This window comes from Halobaculum saliterrae (assembly GCF_009831625.1).
Taxonomy (GTDB): Archaea; Halobacteriota; Halobacteria; order Halobacteriales; family Haloferacaceae; genus Halobaculum; species Halobaculum saliterrae.
On the sequence record NZ_WUUS01000005.1, the window covers coordinates 47,831 to 66,068 of the forward strand.

Annotated in this window: 16 protein-coding genes; 11 read left to right on the plus strand and 5 right to left on the minus strand. The window is 69.8% G+C overall.

From position 1 onward, the window contains the following. The first annotated feature begins 23 nt into the window (after nt 1-23). Nucleotides 24-1,385, plus strand: coding sequence for a DUF7405 family protein (locus GRX01_RS08860; RefSeq protein WP_233740963.1), 1,362 nt, complete (start codon nt 24-26; stop codon nt 1,383-1,385). Between the two features lie 49 nt (nt 1,386-1,434). Here GRX01_RS08860 and GRX01_RS08865 read toward each other — a convergent pair whose 3' ends face one another. Further along, nucleotides 1,435-1,722, minus strand: a complete 288-nt coding sequence (locus GRX01_RS08865; protein ID WP_159665891.1) for a hypothetical protein — start codon at nt 1,720-1,722, stop codon at nt 1,435-1,437. 188 nt (nt 1,723-1,910) lie between these two features. Here GRX01_RS08865 and GRX01_RS08870 point away from each other — a divergent pair, with 188 nt between their 5' ends. Next, nucleotides 1,911-3,008 (plus strand): iron transporter, encoded by a 1,098-nt coding sequence (locus GRX01_RS08870; RefSeq protein WP_159665894.1) that lies wholly within the window; start codon nt 1,911-1,913, stop codon nt 3,006-3,008. 36 nt (nt 3,009-3,044) lie between these two features. Here GRX01_RS08870 and trkA read toward each other — a convergent pair whose 3' ends face one another. Continuing rightward, nucleotides 3,045-4,382, minus strand: coding sequence for a Trk system potassium transporter TrkA (gene trkA, locus GRX01_RS08875; protein WP_321167990.1), 1,338 nt, complete (start codon nt 4,380-4,382; stop codon nt 3,045-3,047). Nucleotides 4,383-4,536: 154 nt separating this feature from the next. Further along, nucleotides 4,537-5,079, minus strand: a complete 543-nt coding sequence (locus GRX01_RS08880; RefSeq protein WP_159665897.1) for an SRPBCC family protein — start codon at nt 5,077-5,079, stop codon at nt 4,537-4,539. 126 nt (nt 5,080-5,205) lie between these two features. On the opposite strand from GRX01_RS08880, the gene GRX01_RS08885 reads away from it, so the two are divergent. The 8 genes from GRX01_RS08885 (at nt 5,206) to GRX01_RS08920 (ending at nt 14,305) form a co-directional block, all read left to right on the plus strand. Then, nucleotides 5,206-6,381, plus strand: coding sequence for an ABC transporter substrate-binding protein (locus GRX01_RS08885; protein WP_159665899.1), 1,176 nt, complete (start codon nt 5,206-5,208; stop codon nt 6,379-6,381). Between the two features lie 199 nt (nt 6,382-6,580). Continuing rightward, nucleotides 6,581-7,837: an ABC transporter substrate-binding protein gene (locus GRX01_RS08890; RefSeq protein WP_159665902.1), complete on the plus strand. Its 1,257-nt coding sequence runs from the start codon at nt 6,581-6,583 to the stop codon at nt 7,835-7,837. Then, on the plus strand, nt 7,838-8,821 hold the full coding sequence (locus tag GRX01_RS08895; RefSeq protein WP_159665905.1) for an NAD(P)-binding protein: 984 nt from the start codon (nt 7,838-7,840) through the stop codon (nt 8,819-8,821). It begins immediately after the preceding gene. Between the two features lie 76 nt (nt 8,822-8,897). Then, nucleotides 8,898-10,097: an ABC transporter substrate-binding protein gene (locus tag GRX01_RS08900; protein WP_159665907.1), complete on the plus strand. Its 1,200-nt coding sequence runs from the start codon at nt 8,898-8,900 to the stop codon at nt 10,095-10,097. Nucleotides 10,098-10,178: 81 nt separating this feature from the next. Then, nucleotides 10,179-11,081 (plus strand): DUF7551 domain-containing protein, encoded by a 903-nt coding sequence (locus GRX01_RS08905; RefSeq protein WP_159665910.1) that lies wholly within the window; start codon nt 10,179-10,181, stop codon nt 11,079-11,081. Nucleotides 11,082-11,234: 153 nt separating this feature from the next. Then, nucleotides 11,235-12,305, plus strand: coding sequence for a FecCD family ABC transporter permease (locus GRX01_RS08910; RefSeq protein ID WP_159666531.1), 1,071 nt, complete (start codon nt 11,235-11,237; stop codon nt 12,303-12,305). Then, the gene (locus GRX01_RS08915) at nt 12,302-13,282 is read left to right on the plus strand and encodes an ABC transporter ATP-binding protein (protein WP_159665913.1); all 981 of its coding nucleotides are present in this window, start codon (nt 12,302-12,304) and stop codon (nt 13,280-13,282) included. Before GRX01_RS08910 ends, GRX01_RS08915 begins: the two co-directional genes overlap by 4 nt. Nucleotides 13,283-13,390: 108 nt before the next feature. Further along, entirely contained in the window at nt 13,391-14,305 is a 915-nt protein-coding gene (locus GRX01_RS08920) for an AEC family transporter (protein ID WP_321167991.1), read from the plus strand. A gap of 25 nt (nt 14,306-14,330) precedes the next feature. Here GRX01_RS08920 and GRX01_RS08925 read toward each other — a convergent pair whose 3' ends face one another. After that, a complete protein-coding gene (locus GRX01_RS08925; protein WP_159665916.1) occupies nt 14,331-15,578 on the minus strand; it encodes a sensor histidine kinase in 1,248 nt (415 codons plus the stop codon). Nucleotides 15,579-15,708: 130 nt separating this feature from the next. Here GRX01_RS08925 and GRX01_RS08930 point away from each other — a divergent pair, with 130 nt between their 5' ends. Continuing rightward, nucleotides 15,709-17,646 carry an ABC transporter ATP-binding protein gene (locus tag GRX01_RS08930; protein ID WP_159665919.1) on the plus strand — a complete coding sequence of 646 codons (1,938 nt, stop codon included), beginning with the start codon at nt 15,709-15,711 and terminating at the stop codon, nt 17,644-17,646. Between the two features lie 202 nt (nt 17,647-17,848). Here GRX01_RS08930 and GRX01_RS08935 read toward each other — a convergent pair whose 3' ends face one another. Continuing rightward, nucleotides 17,849-18,136: a GYD domain-containing protein gene (locus tag GRX01_RS08935; RefSeq protein ID WP_159665922.1), complete on the minus strand. Its 288-nt coding sequence runs from the start codon at nt 18,134-18,136 to the stop codon at nt 17,849-17,851. Between the last annotated feature and the right edge of the window lie 102 nt (nt 18,137-18,238).

Here is an 18,238-nt window from a genome sequence, read left to right on the forward strand (position 1 = left end):
TCCGCGACCCCGCTAGGGCGAGTATGACAGACGCGGACGCCAACGGCCCCGCCGCCGACGAACTCTCGGGCGGCGATGACTCCGCGGATCCGTCGCTCGACGGCCTGTCGCGGCGCGAGGCGCTCAAGGCCGCCGTCGCCGTCGGCGGCGCCGCCGGCCTCGCCGCCTGCGTCGACCGCCTCGACGACGAGGAGCCGGTGCCGACCGGCGACGGCGCCGACGGTCACCCCGAGCGCCAGTACGGCTGGAACGACCACGTCCGGACCGACGACGCGGGGAACTGGCAACTCCCCCGCCACCAGACGCTCCTGTACCTCTCACTGCCGGCCGAGGGGCCGCCGAGCGAGGCCGACCGCGAGACGGTCCGGGGCGCGCTCGACGCGCTCGACGAGGCGTACGCCTGGAGCCACGAGGGACTGCTTCACTCGGCGGCGTACTCCCCGGCGTACTTCGACCGGTTCGAGGCGGATCTGGCGGTTCCCGACGACGTGTCGCTCCCGGCTCCGACGCCCCTCGCGGACTACGAGACCCCCGAGTTCGACACGCAGGACGCGCTCGTCCACCTCGCGTCCGACCGCCCGGACGCGCTGTTGGCGGCCGAGGAGGCGCTCCTCGGGGAGGCGGACGAGGCCAACGGCGTGTCGTTCCCCTCGGCGCTGACCGACGCGCTCGAACTCGCCGACCGTCGGACGGGCTTCTTCGACCCGGGGATGCCCCACGAGAAGGCCGACGAGCTCTCGGGGGTGCCCGAGCCGAACCCCGTGCCCGAGGACGCGCCGCTGTTCATGGGGTTCATCGCGGGGTTCCGGGGGAACCAGGCGACCGAGGACGCCGTCGCGATCGGCGAGGGGCCGTTCGCCGAGGGGACGACGAAGTCCGTCGGCAACTGGCGCCAGCGCCTCGCCGACTGGTACGGCGAGCAGGACCGCGACCAGCGGGTGATGGAGCTGTTCTCGCCGGGCCACGCCGCGGGAGACCTCGTCGAGGGCGTCGGGACGAACCTCGGCGACGACTCGGGGATCGACCGCTTCCTCGACTCGGTCGTCGAGGACGCGACGGAGTACGGCCGCGTCGGCCACGCACAGAAGGCCGCGCGGAAGAACCGCGACGCGGACGGGAACCCGCTCCTGCTTCGCCGCCACTTCGAGTCGGCCGACGGGGACGTTGCGAGCCTCCACTTCCCGTCGCTCCAGCGCTCCATCGACCAGTTCGAGACCGTCAGGCGCTCGATGAACGGCGTCGACGCGACGGAGGCGACCCCGGCGGTCCGACAGCGCGTCAACAACGGCATCCTCGAGTACATCTTCCTGCGTCACCGCGGCTACTTCCTCGTCCCGCCGCGGTCGCTGCGTGCGCTCCCGACGCCCGACGGCACCGGGAGTTGAGTCCCCGGCAGAGAACACAACACGTGACCGATGCCGCGAGCGGTCCCGTTCAGAACTCGACGAACGCGACGACCGCTCCGATCACGGTCAGTGCGGCACCGACGGCGACGCCGACGCCCCGCGTGCCGTCGGTGAGCACGTCCTCGTGGGCCAGCAACAGCACGCCAGAAACGAACAACACTCCCGCGAGGACGATCCCGAGCCCGGTCGGGGACGCCCCGGCGAGCGGTCCGCTCGGGGTCGCCGTGGGGTGGCCCGGGTGCGCGATCGCGCGCTGGGGAGCCGTTCCGACCGCGAACGCCGCCACGAACGCGGCGACAGTCGATATCCGTCTCATCGTTCGCCCCGACACCCGGCGGGCATAACTCGGTTACGACCCGGAGGCCCTCGGCGATGGTCGGAACCCTTCCACCCAGACCCTTCCCCGGAGCGTGTGTTCGACCGCCGTACCGCCGGTTCGAAGGCCGAACGGCGATTCGACAGGTGTACCAGAACCCCCTTTCGTCGCCGTCACCGATCCCGGGTATGGACAGACGTACGTTCCTCGGGAGCGCGGCCGCGACGGCGTCGGCCGCCGCGCTCGGGGGGATCTCCGGATGCCTCGGCTTTCAACTCTCATCGAGCGACGGGATCGCCGGCGAGCCGCCGCTCGTCGAGGACCGGCCCGACGGCGTCTACCTCCCGAGCCACGTCGAGGGGATGACCATGGCCGGAACGGGTGAGGCGGGCGACTACCGGGTCGCCGTGTTCTATTCCTACGCGCACCGCTTCTGGAACGTCAACGGGGAGTCGGTCGAGCGGACGGACGTCGGCTCCGACGACGACGTACATCTCATGGCGAGCGTCTGGGACCCCGAGACGGGGACGGTCCTGCCGGAGACCGGCGTCTCGGTGGAGGTCGAGAAGGACGGCTCGCTCGTCTCACAGGAGGTGATCTATCCGATGCTCTCCCAGCCGATGGGCACCCACTACGGCGGGAACTTCGGGCTCGACGGCGACGGCACCTACACCGTGAACGTCTCCGTCGGGGGCGTCCGCACCCGCCGAACGGGCGAGTTCCGCGACCGCTTCGGCGACCCGGCGGAGGTCGCGGTCGAGATGGAGTACAGCCAGTCCGCACGCGACGAGATCTCCTTCCGGACGCTGGAGAACGCGGGCGACCGGGACGCCGTCGAGCCCATGGAGATGGAGATGATCCCCGACGGGACGGCGCCGCCCGTCGCCGACCTTCCCGGCGAGGTCCTCGGCGACGTGAACAGCAACGACGCGATACTCGTCGCGACGGTCCTCGAGGAGTCGCCCGAGGGGATCGACGCGGATGGACGGTACCTCGCCGTGTCGGCTCGAACCCCGTACAACCGGATGCTGATCCCGGCGATGGGGCTGGAGGCGACGCTCGCCCGCGACGGGGAGGAGTCGTTCTCCGGGGAGCTCGCCCGGACGCTCGACCCCGACCTCTCGTATCACTACGGGGCGGCGCTGGCGGGCGCGAGCGTCGAGTCCGGCGACGAACTGACGCTGACGCCGACGGTGTGGCCGCAGATCGCCCGCCACGAGGGGTACGAGACGGCCTTCGGCGCGCTTCAGGGCGGGATGCCGGAGCGGACGCTGACCGTGGAGTAGCGACCCCGTCGGCCGTGGAGCGGCTCCCGGACGGGGCTACAGTTTCTCGGTGATCTCGTCGACGACGCTCTGTTCGAAGAAGACGACGACGTGGTCGCCCTCGCGGATCACCGTGTCACCACGCGGCGTGACGAGTCCCCCGTCGCGCGTGATCGCGCCGATGACGAGGCAGGGCGGGAAGTCGTGGATCGACTCGCTGATCGGTCGATCGACGAGCAGGGAGTCGGCGTCGATCTCGACCTCCATCACCTCCGCGCGGTCGTCCTCGATGAGGGCGACGTTCTCGGCGCCGCTCTCCTGGGTGAACCGGGTGATCTCCTCGGCGACGACCGCCCGCGGGCTGACGCCCACGTCGATGCCGACCGTCTCGAACAGGTCGACGTACGCCGTCTGGTCGACGATCGCGACGGTCCGTTCGACGCCGAGGCGGGTCGCGAGCAGGCACGACAGGAGGTTCTTCTCGTCCGAGTCGAGCGCCGCGATGAGCACGTCCGCGTCGCCGACGCGCTCGCGTTCGAGGAACCCCACGTCCGTCGCGTCCGACTGCATGACGACCGTCTCCGGGAGTTCCTCGGCGAGCTTCCGGGCGCGGTCCTCGTCCTGTTCGATCAGCCGGGGGGAGAAGCCTCGCTCGCCGAGCAGACGGGCGGTGTGATAGCCGATCTCCGACCCGCCGACGATGACGACCTCCTCGCCGGTTCCGACGTGCTCCTCGGGTGCCACGTCGGCGGCGAAGCCGCGAACGCTCCCCGGCGACCCGATGACGACCATGCGGTCGTTCGCCTCGATCAGCGTCTCCCCGCGGGGGATGACGACCTCGTCCTCGCGGATGATCGACGCGAACGTCAGCGAGTCGAAGCGGTCGGCCTCGCTGACGGTCTGGCCGACGAGCGGGCTCTCCTCGCTCACCACGAACTCCGCCATCTGCACCATGCCGTCGGCGAAGGGATCCACGTCGCGGGCGGCCGGCAGGCCGATGACCCTGACGATGGACTCGGCGGTGAGCAGGTTCGTACACACCATGAAGTCGATCCCGAACGCCTTGCGTGAGCGCTCCCACGTCCGGAGATACTCCGTGTGTTTGATCCGGGCGATCGTGAACGCGTCGCTGACCGCCTTCGCCGTCGAGCAGGCCACGATGTTCGTCTCGTCGTCGTCGGTCGAGGCGACCATCATGTCGGCGTCCCCGATACCGGCCTCCTCCAGCGTCGAGACGACGGTCCCGTCGCCGTTGATCGTCAACACGTCCAGCGCGTACGTCAGCTCCTCGCAGCGCTCCTCGTCCCGTTCGATGATCACCACGTCGTGGGCGTCCGCGAGATCGGCCGCGATGCTCTCGCCGACCTGTCCCGCGCCGACGATCACGACTCGCACGGCGCGACCACCTGTTGCATGGACGCCCCTGTTCGTCGGAGGCGAATGAGCGTTCCGGAGTCTCGACAGCCCATGCGAGGGGGTGTTCCGACGCCGGGTCGGCGCAGTCGGGCGGTCGGCGGTTCGACCGATCAGGCTCCGGGGGGCGGACCGCTCAAAGCGACTCCGTGTCGTCCCGAACGTCGAGGCGTACGTCCCGTTCGCGACCCTCAAGATCGGAGACCGCCCGGCGGACCACGCGCTCGGCCTCCTCCGTGACGAGGTCCTTCACTCGGTCGAGGACCCACCCGAACGAGACCAGCGGCGGCAGCGACACCGACGAGGAGTCGGCGGAGTCCGCGTCGAAGTTGATCTCCAACGTGACGCGACACCCCTCCTCGGCGTCGGTGGGGGCGTCCGACGGAAGCTCCTCCAACGGTTCGATCCGCCACGATCCGTGCGCGTCGATGTCCTTCACGATCCGCCAGTCGATCCGCGTCGGCGGGTCCACGTCCGTCACCTCCGAGCGGGCGGTGTAGGTGAGCTTCCACCACGCGAACCGGAGCGCGTAGCGTGACCCCGGGCCCCCGTCGCCGCGCGTCCGCGAGACGCGGTCGAGGTACTCGGTGTACCGCTCGTAGCGCGGGAAGTCCACGAGGAACTCGTACGCCTCCTCGGGGGCGACGTACACGTCCGTCGAGACGACGAGCTCGTCCATGTCACCGGATCCGGCGGCCGAGAGGTAAGGGTTCGGGCTGCGCGGACGACGACACCGACGGCCCCGATCGTTTTGGCCTCCCAAAAAATCGACGGCCTTTTATTTGTTTAGGTTGGCCGAAACGGTATGGACCTGAACCGAAGAACGCTGCTCGGTGCGGGCGCGAGCGCGGTGGCGGCCGGCCTCGCCGGCTGTGCCGGCTCCGGAGACGACGGCACCGAGTCCCCCGAGTCCGACGAGGACGGATCGACCACGGAACCCGACGCGACGACGACGGCCCCGCCCGAGGACACCAGCTACACGGTGACGATGGCACCCGTCGGCGACGTGACTTTCGAGACTGTTCCGGAGACGTTCACCGTCTACGAGTCCGGGTACGCGGACATGGCGGCCGCGCTCGGCAAGGGCGACGATCTGCTCGCGGTCGGCAACACGGCCCGCTACTACACGGACCACTACGACGAACTCGACGGCGTCTCGGTGAACGAGGAGCCGACGCAGCTGCTGGGCGACTCCTTCGCGATCGACCGCGAGCTGTTCTACGAGCTGGACAGCGACGTGCACCTCATCGACCCGGAGTGGCTGATCAACAACGGGTTCTTCAAGCTCGAACGGTCCGACGTCGACACCGTCGTCGAGGACGTGGGCCCGTTCATCGGGAACACCATCTTCCGGCGGACGGACCCGTGGCACGACTACCGCTACTACACGCTGTACGAGGCGTTCGAGAAGGTCGCGCAGGTGTTCCAACGAACCGACCGCTACGAGGCCGTGAAAACGGTCCACGACGACGCCATCGCGGAGGTGAGCGCGAGTCTCCCGAGCGCGGATCAGCGACCGAACGCCCTGCTGTGTTTCGGCGCCACGGACCAGCCGGAGCAGTTCTCCCCCTACCGGCTGACGGATCGCGGGACGAACAAGAAGCAGTTCCGCGACCTGGGGATCTCCGACGCGCTCGCGGGCACCGGCGTCAGCGGGCTCTCGACGAACGACCGCGGTCAGATCGACTACGAGACCATGCTCGAGGTCGACCCGGACGTGCTTCTCGTCCGCGGCCACGAGACCAAGACCGAGGAGGAGTTCCGGAACACGGTCGTCTCCTTCATGGAGGACCACGACGTCGCCTCGGAACTGACGGCGGTCCGGGAGGGACGCGTCTTCCGCGGCGGCCCGATCTACCAGGGCCCCCTCCAGCACCTGTTCAACCTCGAACGGTTCGCGAACCTGCTGTTCCCCGAGCAGTTCTCGGGCGAGTTGTTCTCACGTGACGACCTCGCGGCCGCGGTCCGGGGCGAGGCCTGAACTGAGCCGCCGGGTCAACCGACGAACGGGACCCCGCGACGGCCGTCGACGCGATCACCGCGCCCGAGGAGGACGAGTGCCCTCACTGGGGCAACGCGACTCCGCCGGGCGCGCCGATGTGCCAGTCAGCGGGTCGCCGCGCTGATAATTTTTTAGGCCGACCGAAAGCCATATGCGTGGCTGGGCGAACCGCGTTCGTATGACCGATTCAACCGAGGGCAGCGGACCGTCCCGACGCGAGTTCGCGAGACTCGGCGGCGCGGTCGTCGCCGGCGGACTGCTCGCCGGCTGTACGGGCGAAAGCGACGAGCGATCGACGGAGAGCGAGGCGGCCACGGGGACCGCGACGGCGTCGACGACCGAGGCGACCCCCGAGGAGACGACGGCCGCAAGCGACGAGTTCGCCGTCTCGATGGCGCCGGTCGGGGAGGTGTCGTTCGAGTCCGTCCCGTCGAGCGTTTCGGTGTACAGCCTGCTGTACGCCGACATGGCCGTGGCGTACGGCGCCGGCGACGCGGTGAACTCGCTTGGCTTCGACGCGGCCGCCGGCGGCAACACCCTCGACGCCTACTACGAACGCCTCGACGGCGTCTCGTTCGACTACGGCGACCTGACGCAGCTCAACACCGGGTCCGGCGAGATCCGCGTCGAGAAGGAGCTGTTCTACGAACTGGACTCGGACCTCCACCTCATGGACCCCGCGTTGCTCGACTCCTTCGACGGCTGGAATCGCGCCGACGTCGAGGAGGTCACCGGGAACGTCGCGCCGTTCTTCGGCAACACGTACAGCCGAACGCACGGCGAGCCCCCGGAGGAGTGGCGCGACGACTACGAGTACTACACGCTGTGGGACATCGCGGAGCGGGTTTCGCGAGTGTTCGGTGCGTCCGACCGCTACGAGGAACTGGCCGCGGTCCGCGAGGGGATGATCGACCGGATCCAGTCGGACCTGCCGCCCGAGTCGGAGCGGCCGTCTGTGGCGTCGGTGATATTCGTCGACGGAACGTTCTACCCGTCGCAGATAAACGCCGACGGGTTCGCGAACGCCCACGTCAGGCCGCTGGGCGCGGTCGACGCGTTCGCCGGCACGGACGCCGGCTTCGGCACGACGTACGACTACGAGACCTTGCTGGAGGTGGACCCGGACGTCATCCTCCACCAATACGGCATCGCATCCTACTACGACGTGGCGTCGATCCGGGAGACGATCGCGGGCGACCCCGTGGGCGGGGAGCTGACCGCGATCGAGAACGGCCGGTTCTACCCGTCGGGGACCCCGGTGCAGGGGCCGCTGATGAACCTCTTCCAGCTTGAGATGACGGCGAAGCAGCTGTACCCCGAGCAGTTCGGTGAGTGGCCGGAGTACGAGCACGGGGGCCCGTACCCGGAGATCCCCGAGGGAGAGCGGCTGTTCGACCGCCAGCGCGTCGCGGAGGCGGTCGCCGGGGAGGAGTGAATGGCCGACCGCGACGTGGCGGTCGTCGGCGGCGGGCCCGCGGGCGCGACGGCCGCCGTGTTCATCGCCCGCCGTGGTCTCGACACGGTCGTCTTCGACCGGGGACGCTCCTCGATCGCCCGGTGTGCGCACCTGGAGAACTACCCGGGGTTCCCCGAGGGGATCGACGTCGAGACGCTGTACGGCTTGCTCCACGATCACGCCGAGACGGCGGGTGCCGCGGTCATCGACGACATGGTCGAGTCCGTCGAGCGTGCAGGCTCCGGGGACCCCGACGGCGACGACTCCGAACGCGAGGGGTTCATCGTCACGCCGCAGGAGGGCGACTCCGTCACGGCTCGACGCGTCGTCGCAGCGACACGCTACGACGGGGAGTACCTCCGTGGCCTCGACGACGAGGACGCCATGTTCGAGGAGTACGAGCACGGCGGGGAGATCCACGAGTCGTTCGTGCGAGACTACGCCGACCGCGACGGGACGACCCCGGTCGAGGGGCTGTACGTCGCCTCCCCCTCCGAGGAGGCGGACATGCAGGCGGTCGTCGCGGCCGGCCGTGGCGCCCGCGTCGCGCGCCGCGTCGTCGCCGACGCCCGCATCGACGACGGCTGGTGGGAGGAGGCCGCACTGGGCTACGACTGGCTGCGCCGGGAGGCGGCGCGCGACGACGAGTGGGCCGACCGCGACCGCTGGCGCGAGTGGTTCGACGATCACCACGGCGAGGACGCCCCCGTCGACCCGGCCTCCGACCGCTTCCGGCGGGTCCGGGAGTCCTTCGTCGACAACCGGCTGGCCCAGTACGTCTCCGACGAGGATGTCGCCCGGCGGACCGAGCGGGGACACGTCGCCCTCGCGGGTCACCTCGACCCGGCCGCCGTCGCCGACGCGCACGACCCTGCGGACCTGCTCGACGAACTTGACGACGACGCGATACGCGGGTACCTCGACGGTCGGGTGGGACCGCCGGGGACGGAGACCGGCAAGTGATCGGGGGTCAGGGACGGCTTTTTTGGCTAGCCTAAAGATCGGAACCACTATATTGTTTAGGCCGGCCGAATCGAGTATGGTCGAGAACGAACCATCGGACCGGACACCGACGCGCAGGGACTGCGTGAAGTACGGCGGCGCGGTCGTCGGCGGCGGTCTCCTCGCCGGTTGTACAGGCGGGAGCGACGGCGACCCCGCCACCGACACGGCCGGCGGCGACGTGGACACGCCGACCAGAACGACCGAGGACCCCTCCTACACCGTGACGATGGAGCCGATGGGCGGGGTGAGGTTCGAGAGCCCGCCCGAGCGGTGGATGGCGTACTTCAGTACCTACGGCGACATGGCCATCGCGCTCGGCCAGCTCGACGGTCTCGGCGGCCTCATCTACACCGAGAACTGGCCGACGGGCTTCTTCGACGCGCTCCCCGACGTCGACGTCGACCTCTCGGACGTCCCGCAGCTCATGGGCGAGGGCGACATCGACAAGGAGGCGTTCTACGAGCTGGACTCCGACGTCCACCTGTTCGACCCGAACTTCATCCAGCTGCTCGACGACGACTGGAGCGACGAGGACTTCGCGGAGATCGCGGAGAACGTCGGCCCCATCGTCGGCAACTCCATCCGGCGCCGCGGCGACGACTGGCACGACTACCCATACTACTCGCTGTACGAGGCGTTCGGGACGATCGCGGAGGTGTTCGACGAGCGCGAGCGATACGAGGCGCTGAAGGAAGTCCACGACGAGACGCTCTCGACGGTCCGCTCGGAGCTGCCTCCCGAGGGGGAGCGACCGAGCGTCGGCCTGCTGTCGGTCAACTCCGACTTCGAGGACGGCTCCTTCTACGCGTACCCGGTCCACGGCGGCAACGGCCACAAGCAGTACCGCGATCTGGGGATGCGCGGGGCGTTCGACGACGAGATCGACGGCAGCTACGCGCAGTGGGACTACGAACAGCTCCTGGAGGTCGACCCCGACGTGCTCCTGTTCCAGTACGGCTTCTCGCACGTCTCGACCGAGGAGTTCGAGGCGCGCATGGAGCGCATGCGAGACGATCCGGTCGGGAGCCAGCTCTCAGCAGTCCGGAACGAGCGGCTCTACCGCGGCGGCACCTCCTACCAGGGGCCGATCATCAACCTCTTCCAGACGGAGATCGCCGCCAAGCAGTTCTACCCGGAGCAGTTCGGCGAGTGGCGCGGGGTCGGCGAGACCCCCGAGGACGAACAGGTGTTCGACCACGGGCGCGTGGCCGACGTCGTCACCGGCGATATCTGACGTCGTCCGGCCCGGTCGCGCGCGACCCCGTCCGTCAGTTCCCGAACAGCCCACGACACCCCGACTCGCGACACTCAACGGATGATCGGAACCACCCTCGGCGACCTCAGACGGCACATCGAGTCGCTCGCGAACCCGTCCGGCGAGTTCCGGCTGATCTGCGCGCGAACCGGCGATCGGCCGGTGCCGGCGGACGGCCTCGCCTTCGACGGGCGGGCGACCGCGCGGGCGGCCGCACGGAGCACCGAGCAGTACCGCGCGGCCCTCCGCCGATACGACCCACAGCTCCCGGTGTACGACGTGATCGCCTGCCAAGTGACGGATGAGATCACGCCACCCGATCGCGCCGGCGCCGACGCCGAAGGCGGACCCGGAAACGGACCCGAGCGAGTCGCCGATGACGCGACCGCGCGCTCGGCGATCGACTACTGCCACACGGTCGCCGGCGTCGTGTTCGAGGCCATCGCCGACTCGCCGCACACGGCCCTACAGGACGCTATCATGGACACGTACCTGGAGTCGGCGGAGGAGCTCGACGAGCCGGACGACCTCTGTCTCCGGCTGCTGGGGAGCATCGCCGCGGAGCTGTCCGCCCGCCTCGACGGCCCGGAGCTGGTCGACGTACTGTGTGCCGCGGGCGAACGGATGCCGGTTCCCGACCTGGAGGACGACGACCCGGTCGCCGCGGCGCTCGCCGAACTGGAGTCGGCCGGCATGCTCGGCTCCTACGAGGTGTCCGCGCCGTCGGTCGACATCGACGCGTCGGCGCGCCGGTGGCACGTCGACCTCGAGGGGTACGCGCTCGCGGGCGACGACCGGCTCGTAACGCTCCCGGTCGTCGTCTCGCTGTTCCGCCGGGCGTCCGTCCGCTCGATCGCCGTCACGTCCGTCGATCGAGGGGACGAGGGTCGGTGGACGCTCACGGTGACGACGAACGGGAGCGACGACCCGACCGGCCTGACCAGCGTCCCCGGCCGGTCCTGATCCGTGTCGCCCGCTTCGACACGCTTTTCAATACTTAGGTCGGCCTAAAGTGTATGCAACGCGTGGGGATCTGTCGTGGCCGGTGAGACGCGAACGAGGGTCCCCGAGGTGGAGAGCCGGTTCGAGTGGTTCGACGCCTCGTTGGTGACCGTGATGGTCGCGAGCACGGCGGTCGTCGTAGCGTCGGGGCTCGTGCAGGTGAGCTTCGGTGCGTTCACGATGTCCGTCGGAACGGCGTGGTCCGCGGTGTTCGACCCGCTGGTGTGGACGAACCCGCAGGTGCTCCTGCGCCTGTTCCTCGGCGAGGGGTTCGGCAACGCGGTCGCGAGCGGGCTCGGCCTCTCGACGGCGACGGTCGACCTTCCGAAGGAGACGCTCATCGTCTGGCAGATCCGGATGCCGCGGGTGCTCGTCGGGGTGCTCGTCGGCGCCAACCTCGCTGTCTCGGGGGCGGTCTTCCAGGCGGTCACCAGGAACGAACTCGCGTCGCCGTTCATCCTGGGCGTCTCCGCGGGCGCGGGACTGGCGATCCTCCTGTCGCTGATCGTCTTCACCGGACTCGCCGCGTTCCTCCCCCTCGTCGCCGCCGGCGGCGGCGCCGTCGCCTTCGTCCTCGTGTACGCCATCGCGTGGAAGGGCGGAACCAACCCGGTCAGGCTGATCCTCGCGGGCGTCATCGTCTCGACGGTGTTCGGGTCGCTCCAGACGGCGCTGTTCTTCTTCGCGGACGACCTCGGCGTCGTTCAGTCGGCCATCGCGTGGACGACCGGATCGCTCACGGGCGTCGACTGGGAGCAAGTGCGGATGGCGCTCCCGTGGACGTTCATCGCGGTGCCGCTGACGCTCGTCGGAGCCAGACAGCTCAACGTCCTCCTGCTCGGCGAGCGAACCGCCCGTTCGCTGGGGATGTCCGTCGAGCGCGTTCGCTTCGCGCTGTCGGCGGTCGCGGTGCTGGCGGCCGGTACCGCGATCGCCGTCGCCGGCATCGTCGGCTTCGTCGGCCTCATCGTCCCGCACATGGTCCGCCAGCTCGTCGGCTCCGACTACAAGCGCCTCGTCGTCGCCTGCGTGTTCGCGGGCCCGGCGCTCGTCACGCTCGCGGACGTGGGTGCTCGGCTGGCGCTCTCGCCCGCACAGCTCCCGGTGGGCATCGTCACGGGTCTCATCGGCGGCCCGTACTTCCTGTACCTGATGCGCAAGCAGGACGGGCTGGGGGACCTATGACTCGCGACGACACACACGGGACCGACGGCACGGATACCGGGACGGACGCCCCGGCGGATGCCGCCCGCGGCGACGGCGGCGCCGCGGTCGAGCCGGTCGAACCGGCGGCCGACCACACGGGGAACGACGGAAGCAGGGTCAGCGAGACCGGACCCGTTGACCCTGCGACGACGAGCGACGCCCCCGAGGACTCGCCGCCGCTGTCGATCAGCGACGTCGCGCTGTCGTACGGCGACGGCGACCCCGTCGTCGAGGCCGACCGACTGGAGGTTCCCGCCGGCGAGATCACGGCGCTGATCGGCCCGAACGGGAGCGGCAAGTCGACGCTGTTGAAGTCGATGAACGCGGAGCTGTCCCCGGACCGCGGGGCGGTGACGTTCGACGGCCGGGACGTGGAGGAGTACGACACGACCGAGCTGGCCCGGAGGCTCGGCCTGCTCTCGCAGGACCACGCCGCTCCGGGGTCGACGACGGTGCGGGAGCTGGCGACCCACGGCCGGTACCCCCACCGCGGCTTCTTCGACGGGATGAGCGAGGAGGACTACCGCGCTGTCGACCGCGCGATCGAGCGCGTCGGCGTCGGGCACCTCGCCGACCGGCCGGTCGGGGATCTCTCCGGGGGGCAGGGCCAACTCGCCTGGCTGGCGATGGTGCTCGCACAGGAGACAGACGCGCTGTTGCTCGACGAGCCGACGACGTTCCTCGACCTCCACCACCAGCTCCGCGTCCTCGACGCCGTCCGCGAGCTGAATGAGGACTACGGCGTCACCGTCTGCGTGGTGCTCCACGACATCGGGCAGGCCGCCCGCTTCGCGGACAACCTCATCGCGCTCAAGGACGGCGAGCCGTACGAGTGGGGACCGCCGGACGAGGTCATCAACGAACAGCTCCTCCGTGACGTGTTCGGCGTCGAGGCCGAGGTCGGGTTCGGTCCCAACGGACCGAGTGTCACCCCGAGGCGGGCGATCGACGAGTAGCCGTAACGTTCTCGGCCTCGTCGTCCTCCGGAGGCCGTCGGTCGTCCCGCGTGCTCGTCCGGGAACGCAACGGTAAACCGTCGCCACTGCGCAGTTCCGCCGACTCCCGTGTCCGTCGTCTCGAACCTCGCGTTCATGCTCGCGCTGCTCGCCGCCGGCCTCGCCGCCCGGCGGGTCGGGCTGCTCACGCCGCGTCGCCGCGACGCGCTCACCGACGCCGCCTTCTACCTCGCGTTGCCCGCGCTCGTGTACAGCTCGACGTACGCGCAGCCGCTGGGAGAGCTACTGTCTGTCCGTCTCGTCGCCGGCGTGGTCGGCGCCCTGGGGATCGGGATCGCCCTTAGCTGGGTCGTCCACCGACGGCGACCGGACCCCGCCGGCCGCAGCGTCGCCGTCGTCCAGTCGTACCACGCGAACCTCGGGTTCCTCGGGCTCCCGCTCGTCGCCGCGACGTTCGGCGCCGGCGCCGTCGAGGCCGGGAAGGCGAGCGTGATCCTCGGCGTCGGCGCGCTCGTCCACGTGCCCGCGACGGTGACGATCCTCTCGCTGGTGAACGACGCCGACGCCGACCTCGCGAGCGAGGCCGTCTCGCTCCTCCGCAACCCGGTGTTGGTCGCGCTCGGCGCCGGGATCGCCTCGGCGGCCGTCGGGTGGGCGCCGCCGGCGGCGGTCACGACGGGGCTGTCGTGGCTGGCCGAGCTGGCGTTGCCGCTCGCGCTGTTGGGCGTGGGCGCGTCGCTCGTGCTCGACGGCGTCTCGATCGACTACCCGACCGTCGGCGCGGTGACGGCGATGAAACTCCTCGCGATGCCGCTGATCGCGTTCGCCGTGTTCTCCACCCTCGGCGGCGCGCCCTCCACGGTCCGCGCCGGCGCCGTCATGTTCGCGATGCCGACGGCGGTCTCGACGTTCGTGTACGCCAGCGCCCTCGGCGGCGACGAGGGCCTCGCCTCCGTCAACGTGTTCGCGACCACCGTCGCCTCCGCGGCGACCTTGCTTCCGGTCATCTGGCTGGTCGGGTAGCGGGGTCTCCCCCGCGCCCAGCCGGTCAGGGCTCGACGACGACCTCGAACCGGGCGCCGCCCGCCTCGCTGTCGGTCACGTCGACGCTCCAGCCGTGCGCCTCGACCACGCGCCGAACGATCGTCAGGCCCAGCCCGGTCCCGCCCGACTCACCGGAGTGACCCTGGTCGAACGGGTCGCCCATGTCGTCGGGCATCCCCGGCCCGTCGTCGGCGACGTAGAACCCGGTTCGACCGTCCGACAGGCCGCCCACGGTGACCTCGGTGTCGTCGCCGCCGTGTTCGATCGCGTTGCGGAAGAGGTTCGAGAAGACGTCGGTCAGCCGCCGCCTGTCGGCGTCGTACTGGCCCGGCGCGTCGACGACGAGGGTCGCGCCGTCGGTCGCGACACCCTCCCAGGCCGTCCGGGCGACCGACCCGACACCGAGCATCTCGGTCTCCCCGATGTCCTGTCCGGACCGAGACAGTCCCAGCACCGTGTCGATTATCTCGTCGATCCGGTCGGCCGACCGGCTCGCGCGGTCGAAGTGTTCGTCGTCGCCGGTCCGTCTGGCCATGTCGAGCGAGCCGGTGAGGACGTTCAGCGGGTTCCGGAGATCGTGAGCGACGACCGACGCGAACTCGTCGAGGCGGTCGTTCTGCGCGGCGAGGTGTCGCTCCCGCTCCATCCGTTCCAGCGAGGCGGCGATCATGTCCGCGAGGGACCGAACGAGCACGACCTCGTGGTCGGCCCAGCGATCGCGGCCGGATCGCCCGGCGAACACGAGCGCGCCCCACAGCTCGTACTCCCGGACGATCGGAACCGCCAGAAGGCACCCGTCGGAGTCGCTTCCGTCGCTCGCGTCGTTCGCAGTCTGCCCCTCGGCGGTCGCGGCCCCGGCTTCGGCTCCGGCGACGCGAACCGCGTCGGATCCCTCGACGCGCCCCAGCGCCTCGTTCACCAGAGAGCCGATGGCCGTGGGCAACGGCTCCTCGGGTTCGATGTCGTCGCGGTGCCACCCGTAGCGTCGTTCGAACGTCCCGGGCCCCCGTCCCCGGTCCGACTGTCCGCTCCCGTCCGGGACCTCGTGGACGCCCGCGTACTCCGCTCCCAGCCCGGTCGCGACGCTCCTGAGCGTCCACGTCAGTTTCGTGTGTAGCTCGTCGGGGTTCGCCGACAGCAGCGTCGTCGACGCGTCGATCACCAGTGCCTGCAGGTCCACGTGACGAGCGGTGCCGTCGCCGGCGCCCCCCTCCTCGGGCGGCGAGCGGCTCGTCCCCGCGACGCCGTTCATAGCCGCCGTGCGTCCCGGTGAGGTAAATGGCTATGCGTCCGAGTATCACGGCTGAAACCGACCCGCTCCGGCGGGATCTATCCGGCCGGGACCGGTTCGCCTAAGTCGCACGCGGCGGTTTCGAAACGTAATGAGTGCCGAGGAGGAGAGCGCCTTCGACGTCTACCGCGACCGCGTCGACCGGCCGCTGTATCGCCTGTTCACCGAGTACGGCCTCGACAAGTGGCCGTGGCTCCTCGTCGGCATGACTGCGAACGTGATCGCTCGCGGCGCGAGCCTGCTGCCGCCGCTGGTGCTGGGTGTCGCCATCGACGCCGCGTTCACCGGCGACGAGCCGTTCACGCTGCCGCTGGTTCCCGCGGCGTGGCTCCCGACGAACGCGCCCGACGAGGCACAGTTCTGGTTCTCGGCGTGGCTGATCGTCGGCTCCTTCGCGGTGACCGCCGCACTGACGTGGGTGTACGGGGTCTCCGCGAACAACTTCGCCCACCGCGTCATGCACGACGTGCGGACGGACTCCTACGCGAAGATGCAGGACCTCGACATGACGTTCTTCGACGACAAGCAGACGGGGGAGGTCATGTCCGTCCTCAACAACGACGCGACGAACCTCGAACGGTTCCTCGACGACGCCCTCCAGAACTCCGTCCGGCTCGGCGTGATGCTGCTCGGGATCGGGATCGTCCTGTTCGAGCGCAACGCGCAGCTCGCGCTGGTGACGCTCGTCGTCGTCCCGGGGATGGTGCTGTTCACCTACTGGTTCATGAAGGCGGTCGAGCCGCGATACGCCGCCCAGCGCGAGGCCGTCGCCGACCTCAACACCCGACTCGAGAACGCCCTCGGGGGGATCCAGCTCGTGAAGACGACCGGAACCGAGGAGTACGAGACGAGCCGCGTCGAGGACACCTCCTACAACTACTTCCGCAAGACGCTCTCGATGCTCCGCCTGAACTACGTGTACCGCCCCGGGATGGAGCTGTTCGCGGGGATCGCGTTCGCGACGACGTTCGTCGTCGGCGGCCTGTGGATCGTCTCCGGCACGGCGCCGGGCCCGCTGACCGGCGAGCTTCGGGCGGGGACGTTCGTCACCTTCCTCTTCCTCACCCAGCGGTTCGTCACGCCGCTGGCGGAGGTGTCGAACATCGTCTCGCAGTACGAGAACGCGAAGGCCTCCTGTGAGCGCGTGTTCGGCCTGCAGGACATCCCGGCGTCGGTCACGGAGGCGCCCGACGCGGTCGCCCTCGACGACGTCGACGGGGCGATCGAGTACGACCACGTCGACTTCGGCTACGAGGACGAGGACGAACTCGTCCTCCGCGACGTGGACTTCACGGTCGCCCCCGGCGAGACGGTCGCGCTCGTCGGCCCCACCGGCGCCGGCAAGTCCACCCTGCTGAAGCTGCTCATGCGGCTGTACGACGTGGACGACGGCGCGGTCCGCGTCGACGGCCACGACGTGCGCGAGGTGACGCTGCGGAGCCTCCGCGAGTCGGTCGGCTACGTCAGTCAGGACACCTACCTCTTCGACGGGACCGTCGCCGAGAACATCCGATACGGGCGGTTCGACGCGGACGACGAGGACGTTCGGGAGGCGGCGAGGGCGGCGGAGGCCCACGAGTTCGTCGCGAACCTCCCGAAGGGGTACGACACCCGGATCGGCGAACGCGGCGTGAAGCTCTCCGGCGGCCAGCGGCAACGCCTGTCGATCGCCCGCGTCGTGCTGCAGGACCCGGACGTGCTCGTCCTCGACGAGGCGACCTCCGCGGTCGACACCGAGACCGAACTGCTGATCCAGCGGAGCCTCGACCGCCTCGCCGAGGACCGGACGACGTTCGTCATCGCCCACCGCCTCTCGACGGTGAAGGACGCCGACGAGGTGCTCGTGTTGGAGGGCGGCGAGGTCGTCGAGCGCGGCGGACACGAGGAGTTGCTTTCGGCCGACGGGCTGTACGCGAAGCTGTGGGGCGTGCAGGCCGGCGAGATCGAGTCGCTGCCGGAGGAGTTCGTCGAGCGAGCGAGGGAGCGGCAGGCCGAGACGCTGGCGGGGTCCGGTCCCGCGACGGACTGAGCGAGGCCGAGTGAGTGGAACGAACGAGCCTCGGTAGAACGGCGGCGAGGTCTCCGTGCCGAGCCGCCCATAACACCCACCGGTGAGCGGAACGAACGAGACCTCGGAAAAACGGCGTTCACAAATACCGTCGCGATTTGTGCGCTCGCGAGACCTGCGGTCTCGTGAACGGCGGGAGATCCCCAAGCTGTCGATGCCGAGATTAGAGGTCCTCGACGAGTTCGCCCATGCGCTCGATCGGGACCGCGCGCATCGTCTCGGTGTCCAGCCCGTGCCCCTCGATTGCGATCGCGATCTGGAGGGCCGCCTCCTCGTCCTCGACTTCGAAGGTGAGCAGGAAGTCGTACTCGCCGACGAGGGCGTGACTCGCCCGGAGTTCGCCCCCGAGGCGCTCGATGTCCTCCCGGACGCCGCCCCAGATCGACACCAGTTCCTGCGGGTTCTGGAACTGCGCCTCGTTCGCGTCCGCGAGTACGGTGTATGTCGGCATACCACAGGGTACTGGACTCACGAGGAAATGCCTTCCCACGCTCCCACCGGCGATGGAATCCACCACGGCGGGTCGGATCGTGGTACTGAAGCCGGCGTGAAC